General features: G+C 62.2%; 22 protein-coding genes and 1 tRNA gene. 18 read left to right on the top strand and 5 right to left on the bottom strand.

The genetic code is table 11. The features are described from left to right. Positions 1-8: 8 nt before the first annotated feature. From AC07X9_RS05600 to AC07X9_RS05640, 9 genes are all read left to right on the top strand, one after another. Complete coding sequence (locus AC07X9_RS05600; protein WP_140159569.1) at positions 9-266, top strand: hypothetical protein; 258 nt, start codon at positions 9-11, stop codon at positions 264-266. A gap of 9 nt (positions 267-275) precedes the next feature. Next, positions 276-713, top strand: coding sequence for a methylmalonyl-CoA epimerase (gene mce / locus AC07X9_RS05605; RefSeq protein WP_017184437.1), 438 nt, complete (start codon positions 276-278; stop codon positions 711-713). Positions 714-900: 187 nt separating this feature from the next. Continuing rightward, the gene (gene scpA, locus AC07X9_RS05610; protein WP_017184436.1) at positions 901-3054 is read left to right on the top strand and encodes a methylmalonyl-CoA mutase; all 2154 of its coding nucleotides are present in this window, start codon (positions 901-903) and stop codon (positions 3052-3054) included. Further along, positions 3051-3173: a hypothetical protein gene (locus AC07X9_RS05615; protein WP_254908050.1), complete on the top strand. Its 123-nt coding sequence runs from the start codon at positions 3051-3053 to the stop codon at positions 3171-3173. The genes scpA and AC07X9_RS05615 overlap by 4 nt, the downstream gene beginning before the upstream one ends. Positions 3174-3175: 2 nt before the next feature. Further along, positions 3176-4180, top strand: a complete 1005-nt coding sequence (gene bioB, locus AC07X9_RS05620; RefSeq protein ID WP_017184435.1) for a biotin synthase BioB — start codon at positions 3176-3178, stop codon at positions 4178-4180. A 194-nt stretch (positions 4181-4374) separates the two neighbouring features. Continuing rightward, positions 4375-6375 (top strand): acetyl-CoA carboxylase biotin carboxylase subunit, encoded by a 2001-nt coding sequence (locus AC07X9_RS05625; protein ID WP_086485642.1) that lies wholly within the window; start codon positions 4375-4377, stop codon positions 6373-6375. A gap of 400 nt (positions 6376-6775) precedes the next feature. Next, complete coding sequence (locus tag AC07X9_RS05630) at positions 6776-7465, top strand: DUF2490 domain-containing protein (RefSeq protein ID WP_017184432.1); 690 nt, start codon at positions 6776-6778, stop codon at positions 7463-7465. A gap of 168 nt (positions 7466-7633) precedes the next feature. Beyond that, positions 7634-9223 carry an MFS transporter gene (locus AC07X9_RS05635; RefSeq protein ID WP_086485643.1) on the top strand — a complete coding sequence of 530 codons (1590 nt, stop codon included), beginning with the start codon at positions 7634-7636 and terminating at the stop codon, positions 9221-9223. Positions 9224-9241: 18 nt separating this feature from the next. Continuing rightward, a complete protein-coding gene (locus tag AC07X9_RS05640; protein ID WP_081490961.1) occupies positions 9242-9391 on the top strand; it encodes a DUF2256 domain-containing protein in 150 nt (49 codons plus the stop codon). A 60-nt stretch (positions 9392-9451) separates the two neighbouring features. Here the strand turns inward: AC07X9_RS05640 and AC07X9_RS05645 are convergent, their stop codons facing one another. Together AC07X9_RS05645 and AC07X9_RS05650 are read right to left on the bottom strand one after the other, a co-directional pair. After that, positions 9452-10624 (bottom strand): acetyl-CoA C-acetyltransferase, encoded by a 1173-nt coding sequence (locus AC07X9_RS05645; protein WP_017184430.1) that lies wholly within the window; start codon positions 10622-10624, stop codon positions 9452-9454. Between the two features lie 49 nt (positions 10625-10673). Then, positions 10674-11762, bottom strand: a complete 1089-nt coding sequence (locus AC07X9_RS05650; RefSeq protein WP_241763692.1) for an alpha/beta hydrolase — start codon at positions 11760-11762, stop codon at positions 10674-10676. Between AC07X9_RS05650 and phaR the strand changes: the two genes are divergently transcribed. The 3 genes from phaR (at position 11761) to proS (ending at position 14304) form a co-directional block, all read left to right on the top strand. Beyond that, complete coding sequence (gene phaR, locus AC07X9_RS05655; protein ID WP_017184428.1) at positions 11761-12339, top strand: polyhydroxyalkanoate synthesis repressor PhaR; 579 nt, start codon at positions 11761-11763, stop codon at positions 12337-12339. The two genes, AC07X9_RS05650 and phaR, sit on opposite strands and share 2 nt — an antisense overlap. Positions 12340-12345: 6 nt before the next feature. Continuing rightward, the gene (locus tag AC07X9_RS05660; protein ID WP_017184427.1) at positions 12346-12690 is read left to right on the top strand and encodes a hypothetical protein; all 345 of its coding nucleotides are present in this window, start codon (positions 12346-12348) and stop codon (positions 12688-12690) included. A gap of 87 nt (positions 12691-12777) precedes the next feature. Next, positions 12778-14304, top strand: coding sequence for a proline--tRNA ligase (gene proS, locus AC07X9_RS05665; protein ID WP_017184426.1), 1527 nt, complete (start codon positions 12778-12780; stop codon positions 14302-14304). 225 nt (positions 14305-14529) lie between these two features. On the opposite strand, the gene hslU is transcribed toward proS, so the two are convergent. Both hslU and hslV read right to left on the bottom strand, forming a co-directional pair. Further along, positions 14530-15831: an ATP-dependent protease ATPase subunit HslU gene (gene hslU, locus AC07X9_RS05670; RefSeq protein ID WP_017184424.1), complete on the bottom strand. Its 1302-nt coding sequence runs from the start codon at positions 15829-15831 to the stop codon at positions 14530-14532. Between the two features lie 104 nt (positions 15832-15935). Further along, a complete protein-coding gene (gene hslV / locus AC07X9_RS05675) occupies positions 15936-16502 on the bottom strand; it encodes an ATP-dependent protease subunit HslV (RefSeq protein WP_017184423.1) in 567 nt (188 codons plus the stop codon). A 173-nt stretch (positions 16503-16675) separates the two neighbouring features. Between hslV and AC07X9_RS05680 the strand changes: the two genes are divergently transcribed. Continuing rightward, positions 16676-16864, top strand: a complete 189-nt coding sequence (locus tag AC07X9_RS05680) for a hypothetical protein (protein WP_017184422.1) — start codon at positions 16676-16678, stop codon at positions 16862-16864. A gap of 15 nt (positions 16865-16879) precedes the next feature. On the opposite strand, the gene AC07X9_RS05685 is transcribed toward AC07X9_RS05680, so the two are convergent. Beyond that, positions 16880-16996, bottom strand: coding sequence for an entericidin A/B family lipoprotein (locus tag AC07X9_RS05685; protein ID WP_026002628.1), 117 nt, complete (start codon positions 16994-16996; stop codon positions 16880-16882). Between the two features lie 140 nt (positions 16997-17136). Here AC07X9_RS05685 and AC07X9_RS05690 point away from each other — a divergent pair. The 5 genes from AC07X9_RS05690 (at position 17137) to AC07X9_RS05710 (ending at position 22189) form a co-directional block, all read left to right on the top strand. Further along, positions 17137-17211: transfer RNA gene (locus tag AC07X9_RS05690), tRNA-Val, on the top strand. A gap of 119 nt (positions 17212-17330) precedes the next feature. Then, positions 17331-19559, top strand: a complete 2229-nt coding sequence (locus AC07X9_RS05695; protein WP_026002627.1) for a S9 family peptidase — start codon at positions 17331-17333, stop codon at positions 19557-19559. Between the two features lie 153 nt (positions 19560-19712). Further along, positions 19713-20738, top strand: a complete 1026-nt coding sequence (locus tag AC07X9_RS05700; protein WP_017184420.1) for an aspartate-semialdehyde dehydrogenase — start codon at positions 19713-19715, stop codon at positions 20736-20738. Between the two features lie 7 nt (positions 20739-20745). Beyond that, the gene (locus AC07X9_RS05705; protein WP_017184419.1) at positions 20746-21417 is read left to right on the top strand and encodes a DUF2238 domain-containing protein; all 672 of its coding nucleotides are present in this window, start codon (positions 20746-20748) and stop codon (positions 21415-21417) included. A gap of 10 nt (positions 21418-21427) precedes the next feature. Continuing rightward, positions 21428-22189 carry an alpha/beta fold hydrolase gene (locus AC07X9_RS05710; RefSeq protein ID WP_017184418.1) on the top strand — a complete coding sequence of 254 codons (762 nt, stop codon included), beginning with the start codon at positions 21428-21430 and terminating at the stop codon, positions 22187-22189. Positions 22190-22237: the final 48 nt, after the last annotated feature.

Here is a 22237-nt window from a genome sequence, read left to right on the forward strand (position 1 = left end):
GTAGGGCGTTGGAAAGCCGTGATGAAAAATTTGAAGCTTGGGCTGACAAGCGCAGGGCGGAGTATCGAAAAGCCCAACCTGCAACTCAAGTGAATCCTGTAAGACCGAATATCATTTCTCGTTTTTTTCATGGCGTCGGCAACATCATTGGTGCGGCATTCGGGATGGTGTGGATTGCTTCGATCGGAATCGGAATCCTAATTGCAATCCTTTCTCCCGGCAGTTGTTCTTCAGTTAACTATCCTACGGAATTTCGCGCGCGATAAGGTGAAAATATGAAACTCGGCCGTCTCAACCATATCGGCGTCGCCACGCCCAGCCTGGAAAAGAGCATCGCTTATTATCGCGATGTGATGGGCGCGACGAAGATCCATGAACCGTTCGACCTGCCCGCGCAGGGGGTGAAGGTGTGTTTTGTCGATACGCCGGGCGAGAATGGGACGGCGGGGACGCAGATCGAGTTGATCGAGCCGTTCGATGAAAGTTCGCCGATCACCGCCTTCATCGCCAAGAACCCGACCGGGGGGCAGCATCATATGTGCTACGAGGTGCCCGACATTCTCGAAGCCAAGGCCTGGTTCGAGGCGAAGGGTGCGCGGGTGCTCGGCGAACCGCGCATCGGGGCGCATGGCACGCTGATCTTCTTCGTGCATCCCAAGGATATGAACGGGGTGCTGACCGAGATCATGGAGACGCCGAAGGAGGCACATTGACGGTTTAAGCCTCCCCCCGGCGGGGGGAGGCAGCGAGACTTGGGGGCTGCGCAGCAGACCCTTAGTCGCAGCGGAGAGGGGGCGCGACGCCCGATGGGTCGAACCCCCTCTCCAACTTCGGCTAGCCAGACAAGCTGGCAAGCCTGCGTATCCTCTCCCCTCCGGGGCGAGGAAAGGGATGGATTAGATGACCGACAAGCCGACACTGGACCAATGGGCCGCCGCTGCCGCGAAGGAAGTGAAGGGCAAGGATTTGACCTGGCAGACCCCGGAAGGGATCGCCGTCAAGCCGCTCTATACCGCCGACGATGTGACCGCCGATCCCGGCCTGCCCGGCTTTGCGCCCTTCACCCGTGGCGTGAAGGCCAGCATGTATGCGGGCCGCCCCTGGACCATCCGCCAATATGCGGGCTTTTCGACGGCGGAGGAATCCAACGCCTTCTACCGCCGCAATCTGGCCGCCGGGCAGAAGGGGCTGTCGGTCGCGTTCGACCTGGCCACCCATCGCGGCTATGACAGCGATCATCCGCGCGTCACGGGCGACGTTGGCAAGGCGGGTGTGGCGATCGACACGATCGAGGATATGAAGATCCTGTTCGACGGCATCCCGCTCGACAAGATGTCGGTCAGCATGACGATGAACGGCGCGGTCATCCCGATCCTGGCCTTCTTCATCGTTGCGGGCGAAGAACAGGGCGTCGAGCGCAAATTGCTCGACGGGACCATTCAGAACGACATCCTCAAGGAGTTCATGGTCCGCAACACCTATATCTACCCGCCCGAACCATCGATGCGGATTATCAGCGACATTTTCGGCTATACCAGCCGCGAGATGCCCAAGTTCAACAGCATCTCCATTTCCGGCTATCATATGCAGGAAGCCGGCGCGACGCAGGTGCAGGAACTGGCCTTCACCATCGCCGACGGCATGGAATATGTGAAATATGGCGTCGCGTCGGGTCTCGACATCGACAAGTTTGCCGGTCGCCTGAGCTTCTTCTTCGCCATCGGCATGAACTTCTTCATGGAGATCGCGAAGCTGCGCGCCGCGCGCGTGCTGTGGCATCGCGCCATGACGCAGCTGGGCGCGAAGGACGAGCGCTCCAAGATGCTGCGTACCCACTGCCAGACGTCGGGCGTCTCGCTGACCGAGCAAGACCCCTACAACAACGTCATGCGCACCACGATCGAGGCGATGGCCGCGATGCTGGGCGGCACGCAGTCGCTCCACACCAACGCGCTGGACGAAGCGATCGCACTGCCCACCGACTTTTCCGCCCGGATCGCGCGCAACACGCAGATCGTGATCCAGGAAGAAACCGGCATGACCAGGGTGGTCGATCCGCTGGGCGGCTCCTACTATGTCGAGGCGCTGACCCAGCAACTGGTCGACGAAGCCTGGGCGATCATCGAAAAGGTGCAGGCCGAAGGCGGCATGGCGAAGGCCGTTGCGGCTGGCTGGCCCAAGGCGATGATCGAAACCGCAGCGGCAGCGCGTCAGGCGCGGGTCGATCGCGGCGACGACGTGATCGTGGGCGTCAACAAATATCGGCTGGCGAACGAGGATCTGCTCGAAACGCTGGAAGTCGACAACGCCAAGGTGCGCGAAGGGCAGATCGCCCGGATCAACCGGGTGAAGGCGGAACGCGACAGCGCCAAATGCGAAGCCGCATTGCAGGCGTTGCGCGATGGCGCAGCCAGGCCGTCCAGTCTTGACAACAACCTCCTTGCCCTCGCCGTGGAGGCCGCCCGCGCCCGCGCGACGCTGGGCGAAATCTCTTCGGCGATGGAAGAAAGCTTCGATCGCTACGGAACCCAGCCGACGCCGGTGAAGGGCGTCTATAGCGCGCCTTATGAAGGCGACAGCCGCTGGCAACAGGTACTCGACGGCGTGCAGGCCGTCGAGCGGCGCCTCGGTCGCAAACCCAAACTCCTCATAGCCAAGATGGGGCAGGATGGACATGACCGGGGCGCCAACGTCATCGCGTCCGCGTTCGGCGACATGGGGTTCGACGTCGTGTCGGGACCGCTATTCCAGACGCCCGACGAAACCGTGGTGCTGGCGCTCGACAGCGGCGTCGATGTCGTCGGCGCATCCTCGCTTGCGGCGGGCCACAAGACCTTGATCCCGGACCTCATCGCCAAGCTGCGCGAAGCGGGTCGCAACGACATCAAGGTGATCGCTGGCGGCGTCATCCCGCCGCAGGATTATGACTTCCTCCGTGACGCGGGCGTCCAGGGCATTTATGGACCGGGCTCCAATGTCGTGGAATGCGCCGCCGACGTGCTGCGCCTCCTCGGCCACAACATGCCCCCTGCCGGGCTGGAGGACGCTGCTTGAACAATCTCTTCATCCTGATCCGCACCCAACAGCCGTTCGTTTCGAGCGTAGTCGAGAAACATTGGCACGCGGCTTCCGGCTTCTCGACTTCGCTCGAAGCGAACGGAGGCGGGGAGTGACCATGACGGCTATCACCGCCCGCACCGACTGGACCCGCGCCGAAATCGCCGCGCTGTTCGATCTGCCCTTCAACGACCTCATGTTCGAGGCGCAGTCGATCCATCGCGCGAATTTCCCGCGCAACGAAGTGCAGCTTTCCACCCTGCTGTCGATCAAGACCGGCGGCTGTCCGGAAGATTGCGGCTATTGCAACCAGTCGGCGTCGGCGGAGAGCGGCCTGAAGGCCGAGAAGCTGATGAGCGTGCAGGCGGTCATGCAGGCCGCGGCGCAGGCAAAGGATGCGGGCAGTTCCCGCTTCTGCATGGGCGCGGCATGGCGCAATCCCAAGGAGCGGGACATGCCCGCCATCGTCGAGATGGTGAAGGGCGTGCGCCAGATGGGCATGGAAACCTGCATGACGCTGGGCATGCTGAGCGAAAGCCAGGCCAAGGTGCTGGCCGACGCTGGCCTCGATTATTACAACCATAATATCGACACCTCGCCCGAACATTATGAGAAGGTGATTACCACCCGGACCTTCGACGATCGCCTCGAAACGCTCGAAAATGTCCGCAATTCGGGGATCAACGTCTGTTCGGGCGGAATCGTGGGCATGGGCGAAACGCGCGAGGACCGCGTCGGCTTCCTGCACGCCCTGGCCGTGCTGCCCACCCATCCGCAAAGCGTACCGATCAACGCGCTGGTGCCGGTCAAGGGCACCGTGCTGGGCAATATGCTGGCCGACACGCCGCTCGCCAAGATCGACGAGATCGAGTTTGTGCGGACGGTTGCCGTCGCCCGGATCGTGATGCCGGAAAGCATGGTGCGCCTGTCTGCGGGGCGCGAGAGCATGTCGGATGCATGTCAGGCGCTCTGCTTCATGGCGGGCGCCAACAGCATCTTTACTGGCGACAAGCTGCTGACGACTGCGAATGCGGGCGACAATGCCGACGCGGCACTGTTCGCGAAGCTGGGCGTCGTGCCGATGCAAGCCGAGGTAAAGGTTGAGCTGGAGGCGGCTGAATAGGAGTGATCCGCTATTTGGGATGCTTGGCGGTCGCCATCGCAGTTCTGGCAGCGGTTTTTTGGATGATGGTCGATCTGGGCATGTTCATGCACGGAGACTGAAATCATCCGTTCGGCTCGAGCGAGGTCGGGAAGCGGTTCTCGACACGCTCGAACCGAACGGAGTTTAGAGCAAGGACTGGGACAGGAAATAGAATGGCAATCACCAAGATCCTGATCGCGAACCGTGGCGAAATTGCGTGTCGTGTCATGCGCACGGCCAAGAAAATGGGCATCAAGACCGTGGCGGTCTATTCCGATGCCGATGCGCGCGCGCCGCATGTGTTGATGGCCGACGAAGCCGTGCATATCGGCCCGTCGCCCGCCGCCCAATCCTATCTGATCGCCGACAAGATCATCGCGGCCTGCAAGCAGACGGGCGCCGACGCGGTCCATCCCGGCTATGGCTTCCTGTCCGAACGCGAAAGCTTCCGCAACGCGCTGGACGCGGAGGGCATCATCTTCGTTGGCCCGCCCGCCAATGCCATCGCGGCGATGGGCGACAAGATCGAGTCCAAGAAGCTGGCGCTCGAAGCAGGCGTCAATGTCGTTCCCGGCTTCGTCGGCGTCATTGACGACACCGAACATGCCGTCAAAATCTCCAACGAGATCGGCTATCCGGTGATGATGAAGGCGTCCGCTGGCGGCGGGGGCAAGGGGATGCGCCTCGCTTATTCCGAACAGGATGTTCGCGAAGGCTTTGAAGCGACCAAGCGCGAAGGGCTTGCCAGCTTCGGCGACGATCGCGTGTTCATCGAAAAGTTCATTGAAAGCCCGCGCCATATCGAAATTCAGGTGCTGGGCGACCAGCATGGCAATATCGTTTATTTGAACGAACGCGAATGTTCGATCCAGCGCCGCCACCAGAAGGTGGTCGAGGAAGCGCCGTCGCCGTTCGTCAGCCCCGAAATGCGCCGCAAGATGGGCGAGCAGTGCGTCGCTCTGGCCCGCGCGGTCGGCTATTTCAGCGCAGGCACGGTCGAACTGATCGTGTCGGGCGAGGACAAGACCGGGGACGGTTTCTACTTCCTGGAAATGAACACCCGGCTTCAGGTCGAGCATCCGGTGACGGAGGAAATCACCGGCGTCGACCTGGTCGAACAGATGATCCGTGTCGCCAATGGCGAGAAGCTGGCCTTCACGCAGGACGATGTGAAGATCAACGGCTGGGCGGTCGAAAACCGCGTCTATGCCGAAGATCCCTATCGCGGCTTCCTGCCGTCCACGGGGCGCCTGATCCGCTACAATCCGCCCGAAACCGGCGCGGATGAAAGTGGCGCGCTGATCCGCGTCGATGACGGCGTGGAGGAGGGGGGCGAGGTCTCCATGTTCTACGATCCCATGATCGCCAAGCTGATCACCTGGGCGCCCACGCGCCTGGAAGCGATCGACAAGCAGATCGAGGCGCTCGACAAGTTCGAGATTGAGGGGCCGGGGCATAATATCGATTTCGTGTCCGCGCTGATGCAGCATGAACGGTTCCGGTCGGGCAACATCACCACCGGCTTCATTGCGGCGGAATATCCTGACGGGTTCCAGGGCGCGCCTGCGTCGCCCGAACTGCTGGTGCGTCTGTCCGCCATCGGTGCCTTCGCGGCGATGGCGCAGGCCGACCGGGCGCGTCGGATCGACGGACAGTTGGGCAAGCGCCTTAGCCCCCCGACCGGCTGGCAGGTCAAGATCGGCGACGCGACCCATGACGTCGAAATTGACGGCGACGAAGTGACCGTCGATGGCGTCAGCATCGACATGGCGCTGGAATATACGCCGGGCGATCGCCTGATCGAGGCGGAGTTTGGCGACGAGCAACTGGCCGTCCGCATTGCGCCGGTCCGCGCCGGCTTTGTGCTGACCTGCCATGGGGCCAGCCACAAGCTGCGCATCCTGCCCGCCCATGCTGCACGCTATGCTGCGCACATGATCGAGAAGATCCCGCCGGACCTGTCGCGTTACCTGATCTGCCCGATGCCCGGCCTGCTGGTCGCACTGCATGTCGGCGAAGGCGACAAGGTCGAGGCAGGGCAGCCGCTGGCCGTGATCGAGGCAATGAAGATGGAAAATATCCTGCGCGCGCAGAAAGCGGGCGTGGTCAAGAGCGTGTCGGCGGCGCAGGGCGACAGCCTGGCCGTCGATGCCATCATCCTCGAAATGGAATAGGCGCACGCCGCATCGCTGCAATAGAGGGCCGCTCCGCTCAGGCTGGGCGGCCCTTTGTCATGGTTTGCAAACCGGAATTGGCGTGTTGAGCAAGGTTCCTCGTTCCCCGCGGGGTAGGGCTATCGCAGATAAAACGCGCCTCATTTTCCTTCGTCATGCTGAACTTGTTTCAGCATCCATTTCTCGTCACGAGCGGCAGCTTTTGGGGCGCGATGGATCCTGAAACAAGTTCAGGATGACGTTGTAGGGATGGCGAAAGCTCATATGCGATTCCTCTACGGTTGCGGGAGCAGGATTTCGGCAGCGGGCGTGCAAGGACCATGATCGCCCTTTGTTATTTTATGTTTCGCCGCGCTGTCACGCCTTGCCCCGGCCCCGATCCTTCGCCTAGCAGCCCCGGATGAGCAGCCTGCGACAGACGATCTTCGGCCTTTTCGCCCTGTGCGCCGCCATGGCCGCGCTGCCGGCCCACGCCGCCGAGGATGAGCAAATCTGGCTCCAGGCTATCGCGCAGGGGCCGGTTTCGGGCGACATCGTCTATTTTGCCGAAATCCAGTCCCGCTTTGGCAGGGATATGGGCGGGCTGGACCAGATGCTGCTGCGTCCGGCGATCGGCGTCAAACTGTCCGATCGGCTGACCGTCTTTCAGGGCTATGCCTATGTCCGCACGCCGCAATCGGGTGGCGGCGAAACGCGCGAGCATCGCAGCTTCCAGCAGATCAACTGGTCGCTTGGCAAGGTTGCGCGCGGGCCGCTCTCTTCCCGCACGCGGCTGGAACAGCGCTGGGTGTCGAGTGGCGACGATATGGGGTGGCGGCTGCGGCAGATGATCCGGCTGGCAGTGCCGTTGACGGAGAGGTCGGGGGGCGTGTCGGCGCTGGCCTATGCGGAAGGATTCGTTGCCCTTAACGATACCGATTGGGGCGCGCGCGACGGCTTTGACCGGCTGCGCAGCTTTGCCGGGCTGGAACTGCCGCTGGCGGGCAAGTCGACGATGGAGGTCGGCTATCTCAATCAATATGTCAAAAATCGCGGTCGCGCCGATGATGTCGACCATGTCCTGCTGGTGACGCTGCAACTGCGACGCTGACACAGGTTTTTGCCTGTCCTATTGCCCCTGCTTCATGCCATATCGACCCTGTGTTGCGCAGGGTCGATGCAGGCGGTCGCGTCGCGCGATGTTGGAAATTTAGTTGCCGGATCGGGTAACACAATATCACGATTGCCGGGAAAAGTGCGAAGTTAAGGGGGGCAGGGGATGAACGGAGCGGTCGGCAGTGACTATGTGATGGACGTCAGGCGCGACCGGCTGGTCATCACCGCCTCGGCGCTCGGCACCGTGTTCGAATGGTATGATTTCTACATCTATGGCGTCCTTGCGCCGATCATCGGGCGCACCTTTTTTCCCACCGACAATCCCACCGTCGAACTGCTCTATACGCTGGCGGGCTTTGCGATCGGCTTCGCCTTCCGTCCGATCGGCGCGGCATTGTTCGGCTATCTGGGTGACAGGCTTGGCCGCAAATATACGTTCCTTGCCACGATCATCCTGATGGGCGTCGCGACCGCCGGGGTCGGCCTGACGCCGTCAGCCGCCAGCATCGGCATCGCCGCGCCCATCATCCTGATAGTGCTGCGCATCGCCCAGGGACTGGCGCTTGGCGGCGAATATGGCGGGGCGGCCATCTATGTCGCTGAACATGCGCCTCCCGGCCGACGCGGCTTTTACACCAGCTTCATTCAGGCGGGAGTGATCGGCGGCTTCATCCTGTCGCTGATCGTCGTGGTCGGTACGCAGGCAATCGTCGGGCCGGACATCTGGGCGGACTGGGGCTGGCGATTGCCCTTCATCTTCTCGCTCGCGCTGCTCGGCATATCGCTGTGGATGCGGCTGATGCTGCGCGAAAGCCCGGTATTTACGGCCATGAAGAAGGCAGGCGCCCAATCGAAAAACCCGATCAAGGAGGCTTTCACCTATCCCGGCAACCGAAAGCGGATGCTGGTCGCAATGATCGGCATCGCGGCGGGCTTTACCGTCATTGCCTATACGGTGATGTTCCAGGCGCTCTATTTCCTGCAAAATGGCCTGCATGTCTCCCCCGGCATCGCGCAATTGCTGGTGGGGGGTAGCGCCTTTGCGGGCATGGCGGCTTTCGTCTATTTCGGCCATCTGTCCGACCGGGTGGGGCGCAAGAAACCGATCGTCATCGGCTATGCGCTGGTGTTGCTGCTGTTGATGCCGCTCTACCAATTCATGGGCGCGACCGCGAACCCCGCGCTGGTGGAGGCAGGCGCGCGCTCGCCTGTCGTGGTGCGCGGCCCGGATTGCGTGTTCGATCCCTTCGCCAAGGTACAGCCGACCGCCTGCGGCAAATTGCTCGACCATTTTTCCAAGCGCGGCATCCCCTATGACAAGCAGGCCGCGCCCGCGCCTGCGGTGCAGATCGGCGATTTGCAGGTCACGGACCTTAGTAGCGACGGCCTTGATGCGGCGTTGAAGGCCGGGGGCTACCCCAGCGGCGCCGTAACCCCGGACTGGCCGCGCGCGATGCTGCTGTTCGGCGCGCTGCTGCTGCTCTGGACGCTATCGGGTGCGACCTATGGCCCAGTGGCGGCGCTCTTGTCGGAATATTTCCCGGCGCGCATCCGCTATTCTTCGCTGTCGATCCCCTATCATATCGGGACTGGCTATTTCGGCGGCTTCCTGCCGCTCGTCAGCCAGTATATCGTGGCGCGCACGGGTGATCCCTATGCCGGGCTTTGGTACACATTGGCTGTCGTGGCGCTGGCGCTTATCACCTGTCTCGTCGCGCTGCCGGAAACGAAGGACCGCCCGCTCGACGCCTGAAACAGCCGGGGATTGCCCATGCCACGCGGCGTAGCGAAGCGCGATCTGCCGACCAGGACCTGCCCGGTCTGCCAGCGCCCCTTTGCCTGGCGCAAGAAGTGGGCGCGGGACTGGGACAATGTCGTCTATTGTTCCGACCGCTGTCGTAGCGCGCCGCGCAAAGCCTGACACGAAAAAGGCCGCCGCTCCCTTTGCTGGAGCGACGGCCATTTTCAATGTCTCAGGCGGTCAGCGTTCGATGCACATCGCCACGCCCATGCCACCGCCGATGCATAGCGTCGCCAGACCCTTCTTCGCGTCGCGCTTGGCCATTTCATACAACAGGGTGGTCAGCACCCGCGCGCCCGACGCACCGATCGGATGACCGATGGCGATCGCGCCGCCATTGACGTTCACCTTGGACGCATCCCAGCCCAGTTCCTGCCCGACCGACAGCGCCTGCGCCGCGAAGGCTTCATTGGCTTCGATCAGGTCGACATCGGCCAGTGCCCAGCCCGCCTTTTCCAGCGCCTTGCGGCTGGCAGGCGCGGGGCCGATGCCCATGATCGAAGGGTCGACGCCGCAGGTCGCAAAACCCGCGATCCGGCCCAGGATCGTCGCGCCGCGCTTGGCGGCGGCATCGGCAGTCATCAGCACCAGCGCGGCGGCGCCGTCATTCAGGCCGCTGGCGTTGGCGGCAGTGACGCTGCCGTCCTTCTTGAATGCAGGCTTCAGCTTTTCCATCGCTTCGATGGTCGCGCCAGCGCGGATATATTCGTCCTGATCGACAATCGTGTCGCCCTTGCGGCCCTTGATCGTGACCGGCACGATCTCGTCGGCAAAGCGCCCCGCTGCACGCGCGGCTTCGGCCTTGTTCTGGCTGGCCACCGCGAAAGCGTCCTGCGCTTCACGGCTGATCTGATATTTCTCCGCCAGATTTTCCGCGGTGATGCCCATATGATAATTGTTGAAGGCGTCGGTCAGGCCGTCATGGATCATCGTGTCGACCAGGCTGACATTGCCCATCTTGCTGCCCGCGCGCAGATATTGCGCATGGGGGGCCAGCGACATGTTTTCCTGCCCGCCGGCCACCATGATGCTGGCATCGCCCGCACGGATCGCCTGCGCCGCCAGTGCGACGGCGCGCAGGCCCGATCCGCAGAGCTGGTTGATGCCAATCGCCGTGCGCTCGACCGGGATGCCGGCATTGATGGCGGCCTGACGCGCCGGATTCTGCCCCTGACCGGCGCTCAGCACCTGGCCCAATATCACTTCGTCCACTTCGTCGGGCGCGACCCCGGCCTGCGCCAGCGCGGCGATGATTGCCTGACGGCCCAGTTCATGCGCCGGAGTCGATCCGAACGCGCCCATGAAGCTGCCGACGGCCGTGCGCTTGGCGGCGGTAATGACGATATCTGACAAAGGCTCGATCCTCTATTATTGGGGTCTCTTTTCGCAGGCGCACATAGCATCATCCGCCATGGCTGGAAAGCCATTGGGACAGGGGAAGCCACAGAGTTTCGCGCGCCTGCCCACCCACGACCATGCCGACATGCCCCAGTTTCAATTGCCAGTCTGTAGCCAATTCGGCCGAGGCGGCGGCGGGGACGATCCGGTCGGTCGTGGAACGGATCGACAGGGTGGGGCAGGTCAGCGCCTGCGGATCGACCGTCTGTCCACCAACGGTCCAGCGTCCTTGTCCGCTGGCGTTACCGGCATAGAGATCGTCGAACAGGTCGCGCCCCGCAGCAAAGGTCAGCGGGGGGCCACCATTGGCCCAATCCTCCACCGCCATGAACGCCCGCTCCCCGTCGGAACCCGGCGCGGCATCGGCAAAGACGGCGAATTTGCGGATCGTGCGCGCCGGGTCCATCGCCCAGAAGCCCGATTGCAGCACCTCCATCGGAACATAGCCCAGTCGATCGCACATCGGTTTCGCGCCGCGCCACAAAGCACTGATCTCCTGCCGGTCGGCATCGGCAAAGCCATCGAATCGCCAGGGCGAGGCAATGGTTGCGACTGCCTGAACGGGGCGCAGCATCGCCGCACCCATCGCCAGCGTTCCTCCCAGGCAATAGCCCACGATGATGGGCGGTCGCGGCAGCGCCGCGATCAGCGGCAAGAGCCGGTCGGTGACATGCCCTTCAAGCCCCATTGCTCTGTCACCGGCCAATGGAGCGCCCCAGTCGACCAGCCATGCATCATGTCCTGCTGCGGCCATGTGGCGCAGCAAAGATCGGCGCTCCGACAGGTCCAGCACTTGCGGCGGATTGATGAGCGAGGGCACGAAAACCACCGGAGCGCGGCCATTTTCAACGCCATAACGCAGCAACCGGGCGCTGCCGACCTGCACCATGCTGGCCGGGGCAGGCGGCGGGGCGGGGCGCTTTGCCTGCTGATAGCGGCGCAAACCGACGAACGCGCGCTTGCGCAGTTCGGGATCGTCCTCTGTTTCGCGCCATAAAATATTGAGAAAAAGGGGTAAAGGCCTCGGGCCATGTTGCGGTGCGGCAACGCCCTGTGCTAATAAGGATTGTGCAGGTGCGGGAGAGGTGTCCATGGCCAAATCTAAAGCGGCTAATGAATCAGAGCCGGTCGTTATCAAGAAATACGCTAACCGGCGGCTTTATAACACCGAAACCTCCAGTTACATCACCCTTGATCTCCTGTCGCAAATGACGCGCGAGGGCCGCGAGTTCGTGGTCGTCGATGCCAAGAGCGGCGAGGACATCACGCACAATGTCCTGACGCAGATCATCATGGAAGAAGAACAGCGCGGCGAAAATATGCTGCCCGTCAACTTCCTGCGCCAGTTGATCTCCATGTATGGCGATTCGATGCAGTCGATGGTGCCGCAATATCTCGAAGCGTCGATGGACGCTTTCCGCAAGAACCAGTTGCAGTTTCAGGAAGCGATGCAGGGTGCGTTCGGCGGCGGCCCGCTGGCCGAGATCGCCAAGCGCAACATGCAGATGTTCGAGGCCGCGACCAGCGCCTTCAAGGGGGCAGGCGGGCTGATGCCCGGTGTTCCGGGCGTTCCGGGCACGACTCCCGCGGAAGCCGACAAGGATGACGAGATCGCCGAGTTGAAGGCGCAACTCGCCGCGCTCAACGCGAAGATCGACAAGCTGGGCTGATACCCCATGGCGAAGGCTGACCGGCTCGAACGGCTGGACGTAAGGCGGGCCGAGCTGGAAGCCGACTATGAAGCCGCGTTGATCGCAGCACTTCAAACGGCCGCTGGCGGGGTTTGGGGCCTGTTCGACCATAAGCCTGACCGACAGGCCCGCGCCAGAACTGCGCCTGTCATCGCGGCACTGGATGAACTTGCCGCCGACATCGACGCCCTGCGCGATCAGTTGGGGCTGGAGCCGTTTGCGCTGCACCAGTCCTTTCTTGCCGCCCGCGGCCCGGTGGCATCGGATGCGCCGGGCGAGCCAAAGCAAGCCCGCGCATGGCTTGAAAAAATGGGCGTCGCCATCGGCTGAACATCAATGCGCGTCGGGGCTGGACGGGGATAGCGCGCATGGCCTATTGCGCGCCGATCCATTCCCTACAGCAGGCAAGCCATCTCTGTGAAACACGCCCTTTCCGTCACCCGCGAACAGGATTTCTCCGCCTGGTATCAGGCCGTCATTACCGAAGCGGACCTTGCCGAAGAAAGCGGCGTGCGCGGCTGCATGGTCATCCGGCCATGGGGCTATGGCATCTGGGAACGCATCCAGACATTGCTTGACGCACAGATCAAGGCGACGGGCCATGAGAACTGCTATTTCCCGCTGTTCATCCCCTTGAGCTATTTCGAAAAGGAAGCCGAGCATGTCGACGGCTTCGCCAAGGAAATGGCGGTCGTCACCCATCACCGGCTGATCCAGAAGGACGGCAAGCTGATTCCCGATCCGCAAGCCAAGCTGGAGGAGCCGCTGGTCGTGCGCCCGACGTCGGAAACGGTGATCGGCGCGGCGTTCAGCCGTTGGGTCCAGTCCTGGCGTGACCTGCCCGTCTTGATCAACCAGTGGGCCAATGTCGTCCGCTGGGAAATGCGCACCCGCATGTTCCTGCGCACCACCGAATTTCTCTGGCAAGAGGGCCATACCGCCCACGCCACCGTCGAAGAGGCGATGGAAGAGACGATGAAGATGCTGGAAGTCTATCGCAGCTTTGCGGAAGACTGCGTCGCCATGCCCGTCGTGGCGGGCGAAAAGCCGGAGAATGAGCGCTTCCCCGGCGCGGTCGCGACATATTCGATCGAAGCGATCATGCAGGACGGCAAGGCGTTGCAGGCCGGCACCTCGCACTTCCTGGGCACCACCTTCAGCCAAGCGCAGAATATCAAGTTCCAGAATGCCGAAGGGCAGCAGGAACTGGCGCAGACGACCAGCTGGGGCATGTCCACCCGGATGATCGGCGGGCTGATCATGGTCCATGGTGACGATGACGGACTGCGCGTGCCGCCGCGCGTTGCGCCCTATCAGGTGGTCGTGGTGCCGATGCTGCGCGACACGGACGAGGATGCCGCGATCGTGGATTATTGCGCCGATCTGGTCGGTCAGCTCAATGCGCTGGACGTGTTCCGCGAACCCGTGCGCGCGCTGCTTGACCGTCGTGCGGCCAAGGCAGCGACCAAGCGCTGGGGCTGGGTCAAGAAAGGCGCACCCATCGTGATCGAAGTCGGTGGCCGCGACGTGGCGGGCGGTAATGTGTCGGTGATCCGGCGCGACCGGCTCTATCGCGCCGACGGAAAGCTCGACAGCCAGATTGTCGCCAGGGACGATTTCGTCGCCGGCGCCACCGGCATGCTGACCGAAATTCAGGCGTCCTTGTTCGCGGATGCCAAGTCCAGACTGGATGGCAGCATCGACCGGTCGATCACCGACATTGAAGCGCTAAAGGCCTATTTCGCCGCCAGCGCCAAGCCCGGCTGGGCGTTGGTGCAATGGGCCAAGCCGACCGGCGAGGCGCTGGAGAAGGTGGTGCAGTGGCTCAAGGGCGAGAAGCTGACACTGCGCAATGTGCCCAATGATGCCGACCCCGCCGACGGGACATGCATATTCACCGGGGAGAAGGCGGTCGAACGCGTACTGGTCGGGCGGAGTTATTGAGCTTCGGCAGACAAAATACCTCCGTTCGCTTCGAGCGTAGTCGAGAAGCCGCCAGCGCTGTGCTATATTTCTCGACTACGCTCGAAACGAACGGATGTGGGTTATGACGATTCAGAACCCTATTTCGGCAATGGCTACCATTTTTCAGTTCGCGGTGCACTGACGCTGCAAGCCATGGCTGAGCGCGGCGAATTTCTCCCAGTCGCGCTAATCCCCGGCAATGTATCATAAGACATATTTGCTCAGATCCGTGTCGTGCGCGATGGCATTGAGCTGCTTTTCGACATAGGCAGCGTCGATCACCAGCGTTTCGCCGCGACGATCTTCCGCCTCGAAACTGACATCCTCCAGCAGCTTTTCCATCACGGTCTGAAGGCGGCGGGCGCCGATATTTTCGACCTCGCTATTTACTTCGGCAGCGATGCGCGCAACGGCGTGGATGCCTTCGGGCGTCAGGTCGATCGTCACCTCCTCGGTCGCCAACAGTGCGCGATATTGCGCCACCAGGCTCGCCTTGGTGTCCGACAGGATCGCCACGAAATCCTCCTCGGTCAACGCCTTGAGTTCGACGCGGATCGGCAGGCGGCCTTGAAGTTCGGGGAGCAGGTCGCTGGGCTTGGCGACGTGGAAGGCGCCGGACGCGATGAACAGGATATGGTCGGTCTTGAGCGGACCATATTTGGTCGAAACGGTCGTGCCTTCGATCAGCGGGAGCAGGTCGCGCTGCACGCCCTCGCGACTGACCGAGCCGCCGCGCACGTCGCTGACTGCAATCTTGTCGATCTCGTCAAGGAACACGATGCCATTTTGTTCCGCACTCGTGATGGCGACGCGGGCGACATCATCCTGATCCAGGCGCTTGTCCTGCTCCTCCTCGACCAGCTTGTCCCACGCATCGGCGACCCGCATCTTGCGGCGCTTCTTCTGCTGCTGGCCAAAGGCTTTGGACATCATGTCGGACAGGTTGATCATGCCGACCTGACCACCCATGCCGGGGATTTCCATCGGCATGGAAGGGCTGTCGGCGACTTCCACCTCAACCTCGACATCGTTCATCTGATGCTGTTCGATCTTCTGGCGGAAGGACAGGCGCGTGGCTTCGCTGGCTTCCTTGCCCGTCAGTGCGTCGAGCAGGCGGCCCATCGCGGCTTCCGACGCGGCTTCGCGCACGGCCTCGCGACGTCGGTCCTTTTCCAGGCGCACCGCTTCCTCGACCAGATCGCGGACGATCTGTTCGACATCGCGGCCGACATAGCCGACTTCGGTGAATTTGGTGGCCTCCACCTTGACGAAGGGCGCATCCGCCAGTTTGGCAAGGCGACGGCTGATCTCCGTCTTGCCGCAGCCGGTCGGCCCGATCATCAGGATATTCTTGGGCGTTACCTCATCGCGCAAGTCGTCGGGCAGATGTTGCCGCCGCCAGCGATTGCGCAGGGCGACCGCCACAGCGCGCTTGGCGTCATGCTGGCCGATGATATGCGCGTCGAGCGCGGCGACGATGGCTTTAGGTGTCAGATTGTCGTTCATTTCAGTCCTTTTCCCCGCCCTTCAGGGAGGGGTTAGGGGAGGGCATGTCGGGGATGGCTGATTACGCGCCCTCCCCAAAATTCCTCCCGCAAACGGGAGGGAGGTTAAGCGGCGCTGTCCAGCGTCTCGATTGTGAGCTGATCGTTGGTATAGACGCAAATGTCGGCCGCCACGGCCATGGCCTTGCGCGCCAGCGTTTCCGCATCTGCCTCATAATCGACCAGCGCGCGGGCGGCGGCGAGGGCGAAGTTGCCGCCGGAGCCGATCGCGGCCACGCCATTCACGGGTTCCAGCACGTCGCCATTGCCGGTCAGGATCAGCGTCACATCCTTGTCCGCGACGATCATCATCGCTTCCAGATTGCGCAGATATTTGTCGGTGCGCCAATCCTTGGCCAGTTCGACCGCCGATCGCATCAATTGGCCATTATGGCGCTCCAGCTTCGCTTCCAGCCGCTCGAACAGCGTGAAGGCGTCGGCGGTGGCGCCGGCAAAGCCGCCAATGACGCTGCCGTCATGCAGTCGGCGAACCTTGCGGGCATTGGGTTTCATCACCGTCTGGCCCATCGAAACCTGACCGTCGCCAGCGACGACGACCTTCCCATTCTTGCGGACCGACATGATGGTGGTGCCATGCCAGACCGGCATGCTGTTGCTGTTATGGTCATTCATGAAGCGGCATATGGGACGCTGTGCTTTGTGGTGCAAGTCGCCTGAACAGCGACGACGAAGCGTGGCATTTTGGCGACAATATTCTTACAAACCGTTCAGGAACAAATGTCGATCAATTGACATTGTGCATTGCACCATCAATTATTGGCGTCCGCATTCATGGGAGAACGCGCATGACTCTCAAGGCCAGAGCTCAGGAAAAGGTCGAGCGCGCGGGCATTTCCAACTATAGTTTCGATCACGACATTTTGGTCATGTGTGGCGTGCGCTATACGATCGAAGCATGCAACTGTGGCGAACCGGAATGTGATGGCGTCCGGCTGCGCAAAAACGCGACAGCCATCGGCCGCGTCCTGCAATAATATCCTGTCGATCGGTCAGTGCATCACTTCTTTGCCGGCCCGACCAACAGATTCGATATCGCGTCCTACGCCCTGCACAGTGTTGCAGGCGGCCAACGTAGCCAGAATGGCCAGAAACAGCGCCTTACGCATTAATTCATCACTCCATATTTGCGGCATAATCATTTTAAGCGCTTGGGCGATGCCGTGCAAAGGCGCAATTTGCACGCGCCCATACTGCCGCGCTTGACAGGGCGCGCCAGCGATGCCAATGGCCGCCTCCTCCCGAAAGGGGGCGCGTAGCTCAGTGGTAGAGCACACCCTTCACACGGGTGGGGTCGTAGGTTCAATCCCTACCGCGCCCACCATGGCTTGGCTGCCATGGACGGGACAGATTATTTCCCTGCATTGATCTTTTCAGTCTCATGGGGCTAATCATTGCCCTTGATCCGGTGGCCTGCACGGTCGCCGACGTGAAAGGATGTCGATGCCGCCCTATCTGAAATCCGGCGCAGCGCTTGGCGTGCTGCTGATGCTGTCCACCGCGCCTGTCATCGCGCAGGAAAAGCTGACGCTCGAGAGAGTTTTTGCCAGCCCCGACCTGGCAGGACCGCAGCCGCGGGCGCTAAAATTGTCGCCGGACGGTACGCTCGTTACCTTGCTCAAACCGCGCGCCGACGAAAAGGAGCGGCTGGACCTGTGGGCGATCGACACGCGCACCGGCAAGCAGCGGATGCTGGTCGATTCGCGCAAGACCGGCAGCGGCGCGGCGCTATCCGAAGCGGAAAAGATGCAGCGCGAACGCGACCGCTCCGTCGCTGGGAGCACCGGAATCACCAGCTATGACTGGTCGCCGGATGGCAAGAGCATCCTGGTGCCGGTCGATGGCGACCTTTATCTTGCTGCGCTGGATGGCAAGGTGCAGCGGCTGACCGATACGCCTGACGGCGAATTGAATGGCGTTGTCAGCCCCAAAGGCGGTTTCGTGTCTTTCGTGCGCGGCGGCAACCTCTTCGTACAGCCGATCGGCGGTGCGGAACGGCAGGTAACGCAAGGGGCCAGCGATACGGTCAGCTGGGGCGTTGCCGAATTTGTCGCGCAGGAAGAAATGGACCGGCGCACCGGCTATTGGTGGTCGCCCGACGACAGCCTGATTGCGGTTGCGCGGGTCGATGAAAGCCCGGTCGGCATCGTCACCCGTACCGCAATTGGCGGGGAGGGCACGACGGTCTATCAGCAGCGTTACCCCGCCGCCGGGACGCCCAATGCGATCGTCGACCTCTATGTCATGAAGCCGGACGGATCGGGCCAGGTGAAGGTCGATCTGGGATCGGATCGGGACATTTATCTGGCGCGGGTCGACTGGGCGAAGGATGGCCGCACCCTCTATGTCCAGCGCGAAGCGCGCGACCAGAAGCGGCTCGACCTGCTGGCGGTCGATCCGGCGACCGGCAAGGCCAAGGTCATTCTGAGCGAAACGGCCAAAAGCTGGATCAACCTGAGCGACAATTTCCATCCCCTGTCGGGTGGCGATTTCCTGTGGTGGTCCGAAAAGAGCGGCCATGGCCATCTCTACCGCGTCCATGACGGCAAATGGACGGCGCTGACCAGTGGCGACTGGGAGGTCAAGACGCTGGTGGCGGTCGACGAAAAAGCGGGGCTGGCCTATTTCACCGGCAATCGCGAAACACCGCTGGAACAGCAGCTTTACAGTGCCCCCATCACGCGACCGGCTGCCGCGCGCCAGATTACGGCCAGCGGTTGGTGGAATGACGCGGTGATGGACGCCGCCGCCAGCCGCGCCGTCATCACGCGCCAGAATAGCGATCAGCCCAAGCAGGTCTATCTGGCCGACAATAGCGGCAAGCAATTGCAGTGGCTGTCCGAAAATGCGCTGAAGGGCGACCATCCCTATGCGCCCTATCTGGCGAGCCATGTCAAAACCCGGTTCGGCACGATCAAGGCGGCGGACGGAACGACGCTGTATACCAAGATCATGACCCCGCCGATCGAGCCGGGAAAGCGCTATCCGGTGTTCATGATCCATTATGGCGGGCCGGGCGGCGGGCGGCAGGTGACGAACACATGGTCCGGCGCGCTGAACCAGTATCTGGTCGACCGCGGCTGGATCGTCTTTGCGGTCGACAATCGTGGCACGCCCGATCGCGGCAAGGCGTTCGAGGATCATCTCTATCGCGCGATGGGGACGGTCGAGGTGACGGATCAACTGGCGGGCGTGGATTGGCTAAAGGCCCAGTCGTTCGTCGATCCCAAGCGGATCGCGACCTATGGCTGGTCCTATGGCGGCTATATGTCGCTGAAGCTGCTGGAAAAGGCACCGGGCGTTTTCGCGGCGGCCGTGGCGGGTGCGCCAGTCACGAAGTGGGAGTTGTACGACACCCATTACACCGAACGCTATCTGGGGATGCCGCAGGACAAGCCCAGCGCCTATCCGGCATCAGGCGCGATCGACGAGGCGGTGAAGATCAGTGATCCGTTGATGCTGATCCACGGCATGTCGGACGACAATGTGGTGTTCGACAATGCCACTGCCCTGATGGCCAAGATGCAGGGCGCGGCGGTGCCGTTCGAGATGATGGTCTATCCCGGCCAGACCCACCGCGTCGGCGGGCCGGGGATCAGCGTACATCTGTGGCGCACGATCGAGGATTTTCTGGCCCGGCGCGGGATAGCGCCCGACGCCGCCAAACCATAGGAGACAGGCGGCAAAGGGCGTTGCGGCATCGCGGCAACGTCCAGCGGGAAAAGCTGACCTTTCGCGCAACAAAGGGCTTGCCACTGGACAAATGACGCAACGCCGCTATGCCGCCCACTCCGCAATATCTGCATCGGAGTGGAGTGTTCAGTCATGGGTTACAGGGTCGTCGTCGTAGGTGCCACCGGGAATGTGGGCCGCGAAATGCTGACCATTCTCGCCGAGCGCGAGTTCCCGATTGACGAGATCGCCGCGGTCGCATCGTCGCGGTCGCAGGGTCTGGCCGTCGATTTCGGTGAAACCGGCAAGACGATCAAATGCCAGAATATCGAACATTTCGACTTTAACGGCTGGGACATCGCCCTGTTCGCGGCGGGCAGCGGCCCTACCGCCGAATATGCGCCCAAGGCGGCGGCAGCCGGCTGCGTCGTGATCGACAATAGTTCGCTGTACCGCATGGACCCGGACGTGCCGCTGATCGTGCCCGAAGTGAACCCGGACGCGATCGACGGCTATACCAAGCGGAACATCATCGCCAACCCCAACTGCTCGACCGCGCAGATGGTGGTGGCCCTGAAGCCGCTGCATGACGCCGCGACCATCAAGCGCGTGGTCGTATCCACCTATCAGTCGGTGTCCGGCGCGGGCAAGGCGGGCATGGACGAACTGTTCGAGCAGTCGCGCAACATCTTCGTCGGTGATCCGGCGGAGCCGAAGAAGTTCACCAAGCAGATCGCCTTCAACGTCATTCCCCATATCGACGTTTTCCTGGACGATGGTTCGACCAAGGAAGAATGGAAGATGGTCGCGGAAACCAAGAAGATCCTCGATCCCAAGATCAAGCTGACCGCCACCTGCGTGCGCGTGCCGGTGTTCGTGGGTCATTCCGAAGCGATCAACATCGAGTTCGAGAATGAAATTTCCGCCAAGGAAGCGCAGGACATATTGCGCGAAGCGCCCGGCATCATGCTGGTCGATAAGCGCGAGGATGGCGGCTATATCACGCCGATCGAATGTGTCGGCGACTTCGCGACCTTCATCAGCCGCGTGCGTGAGGATTCGACCGTGGACAATGGCCTGACGCTCTGGTGCGTGAGTGACAATCTGCGCAAGGGTGCGGCGCTGAACGCGGTGCAGATCGCCGAACTGCTGGGCCGCCGTCACCTCAAGAAGGGGTGACGACCCCATGATCTCCGGCGCTGCCGCTCTCTGGAACGCTGTTCCTGTTGCGCAGCGCCGGATGATCCTCTCGCTGATCATGGCGATCGGCCTCGCCAACATCGCCCAGCCCTATCCTGAACTTGCGCCACTACAACATGGGCCAACCATTGCGCTGATCGCTACCGCGCCCTGGCTGCTTCGACGCTGGCCGTTATCCAACGGCGCTGTTGCGTGCATCTGGCTCTTTCTTCTACTCCATACACTCGGCGCGCGCTGGATCTATTCCTATGTGCCCTATGATGATTGGGCGCGGGCGTTGGCAGGGCACGACTTGTCATCCTTGTTCGGGACGTCGCGCAACGGCTATGACAGGTTGGTTCATTTTGCGTTCGGCGCGCTGCTTACGATGCCTCTGGCGCAAAGCGCGCATCGCTTCGGTGGCTTGCGCCACGGATGGAGCCTGACCTTCGCCTTCGCCGCTATCGGTTTGGGCAGCGCGCTCTACGAAATATTCGAATGGCTGCTTACGGTCGTCGCGGCTGGCGAGACGGCTGACTATTATAATGGCCAGCAAGGCGATGTCTGGGACGCGCAGAAAGATATGGCGGCGGCCCAACTGGGCAGTGCGCTGACGCTGATCGCGCTCTTGCGCCCCCGCGCCGGACGCCATATCGGCAAGCCGCCCACCGCTGCGTAAGGATTACTCCATGACCGACCTGACCATCGAACGCCATGACATCAAGGGCTTTGATGGCCTGCCAATCGCCGTGCATGTGGCGGGGGAGGGCCGGGACCTGGTGCTGATCCATGGCTATTTTTCCAACGCCTTCACCAACTGGATTCGCTACGGTCATGCCGCCAAGCTGGTTGAGGCGGGCTTCCGCCTGATCATGCCCGACCTGCGCGGCCATGGAGAAAGCGGGAAGCCACATGATATTGCCGCCTATCCGCCCGACGCCCTGACCGAAGACGGGCTGGCACTGGTCGAGCAACTGGGGCTGACCGACTATGATCTGGGCGGCTATTCGCTGGGCGCGCGCACGACCGTTCGGATGCTGGCGCGCGGAGCGACGCCGCGGCGGGTGATCCTGGCGGGGATGGGCCTGCGCGGACTGGTCCAGACGCTCGACAATGGCGGCTATTACAGGAATGTCCTGACGAACCTTGGCACGTTCGAGCGCGGCACGTCGGAATGGATGACGGAAGCCTTCCTCAAGACCACCAAGGGCGATCCGGTGGCGATGCTCCATATCCTGAACACCTTTGTCGATACGCCGCGCGAGACAATCGCTGCCATTCAGCAGCCGACCGAAATCATCTGCGGCGCGGACGACCGCGATAATGGCGTGGCGCAGGAACTGGCGGATGTGCTGCCCGATGGGCGCTATGTCGAAATACCGGGCAATCACATGAACGCCGTCACCCGCAAGGAGATGGGGCAGGCAATGGCCGATTTCCTGACCGCTTGACTGTATCGTCCGGGCAAGTCACCTTCCCCTTCATAAGCCTATGAGGGG

The organism is Sphingobium sp. GW456-12-10-14-TSB1 (genome assembly GCF_059424385.1).

Excerpts from the sequence above, each read along its gene's own strand:
- mce (WP_017184437.1), top strand. The coding sequence starts at position 276 with ATGAAACTCGGCCGTCTCAACCATATCGGCGTCGCCACGCCCAGCCTG.
- scpA (WP_017184436.1), top strand. The coding sequence starts at position 901 with ATGACCGACAAGCCGACACTGGACCAATGGGCCGCCGCTGCCGCGAAG.
- bioB (WP_017184435.1), top strand. The coding sequence starts at position 3,176 with ATGACGGCTATCACCGCCCGCACCGACTGGACCCGCGCCGAAATCGCC.
- AC07X9_RS05625 (WP_086485642.1), top strand. The coding sequence starts at position 4,375 with ATGGCAATCACCAAGATCCTGATCGCGAACCGTGGCGAAATTGCGTGT.
- AC07X9_RS05630 (WP_017184432.1), top strand. The coding sequence starts at position 6,776 with ATGAGCAGCCTGCGACAGACGATCTTCGGCCTTTTCGCCCTGTGCGCC.
- AC07X9_RS05635 (WP_086485643.1), top strand. The coding sequence starts at position 7,634 with ATGAACGGAGCGGTCGGCAGTGACTATGTGATGGACGTCAGGCGCGAC.
- AC07X9_RS05640 (WP_081490961.1), top strand. The coding sequence starts at position 9,242 with ATGCCACGCGGCGTAGCGAAGCGCGATCTGCCGACCAGGACCTGCCCG.
- phaR (WP_017184428.1), top strand. The coding sequence starts at position 11,761 with ATGGCCAAATCTAAAGCGGCTAATGAATCAGAGCCGGTCGTTATCAAG.
- AC07X9_RS05650 (WP_241763692.1), bottom strand. The coding sequence starts at position 11,762 with ATGGACACCTCTCCCGCACCTGCACAATCCTTATTAGCACAGGGCGTT.
- AC07X9_RS05660 (WP_017184427.1), top strand. The coding sequence starts at position 12,346 with ATGGCGAAGGCTGACCGGCTCGAACGGCTGGACGTAAGGCGGGCCGAG.
- hslU (WP_017184424.1), bottom strand. The coding sequence starts at position 15,831 with ATGAACGACAATCTGACACCTAAAGCCATCGTCGCCGCGCTCGACGCG.
- hslV (WP_017184423.1), bottom strand. The coding sequence starts at position 16,502 with ATGAATGACCATAACAGCAACAGCATGCCGGTCTGGCATGGCACCACC.
- AC07X9_RS05680 (WP_017184422.1), top strand. The coding sequence starts at position 16,676 with ATGACTCTCAAGGCCAGAGCTCAGGAAAAGGTCGAGCGCGCGGGCATT.
- AC07X9_RS05685 (WP_026002628.1), bottom strand. The coding sequence starts at position 16,996 with ATGCGTAAGGCGCTGTTTCTGGCCATTCTGGCTACGTTGGCCGCCTGC.
- AC07X9_RS05695 (WP_026002627.1), top strand. The coding sequence starts at position 17,331 with ATGCCGCCCTATCTGAAATCCGGCGCAGCGCTTGGCGTGCTGCTGATG.
- AC07X9_RS05700 (WP_017184420.1), top strand. The coding sequence starts at position 19,713 with ATGGGTTACAGGGTCGTCGTCGTAGGTGCCACCGGGAATGTGGGCCGC.
- AC07X9_RS05705 (WP_017184419.1), top strand. The coding sequence starts at position 20,746 with ATGATCTCCGGCGCTGCCGCTCTCTGGAACGCTGTTCCTGTTGCGCAG.
- AC07X9_RS05710 (WP_017184418.1), top strand. The coding sequence starts at position 21,428 with ATGACCGACCTGACCATCGAACGCCATGACATCAAGGGCTTTGATGGC.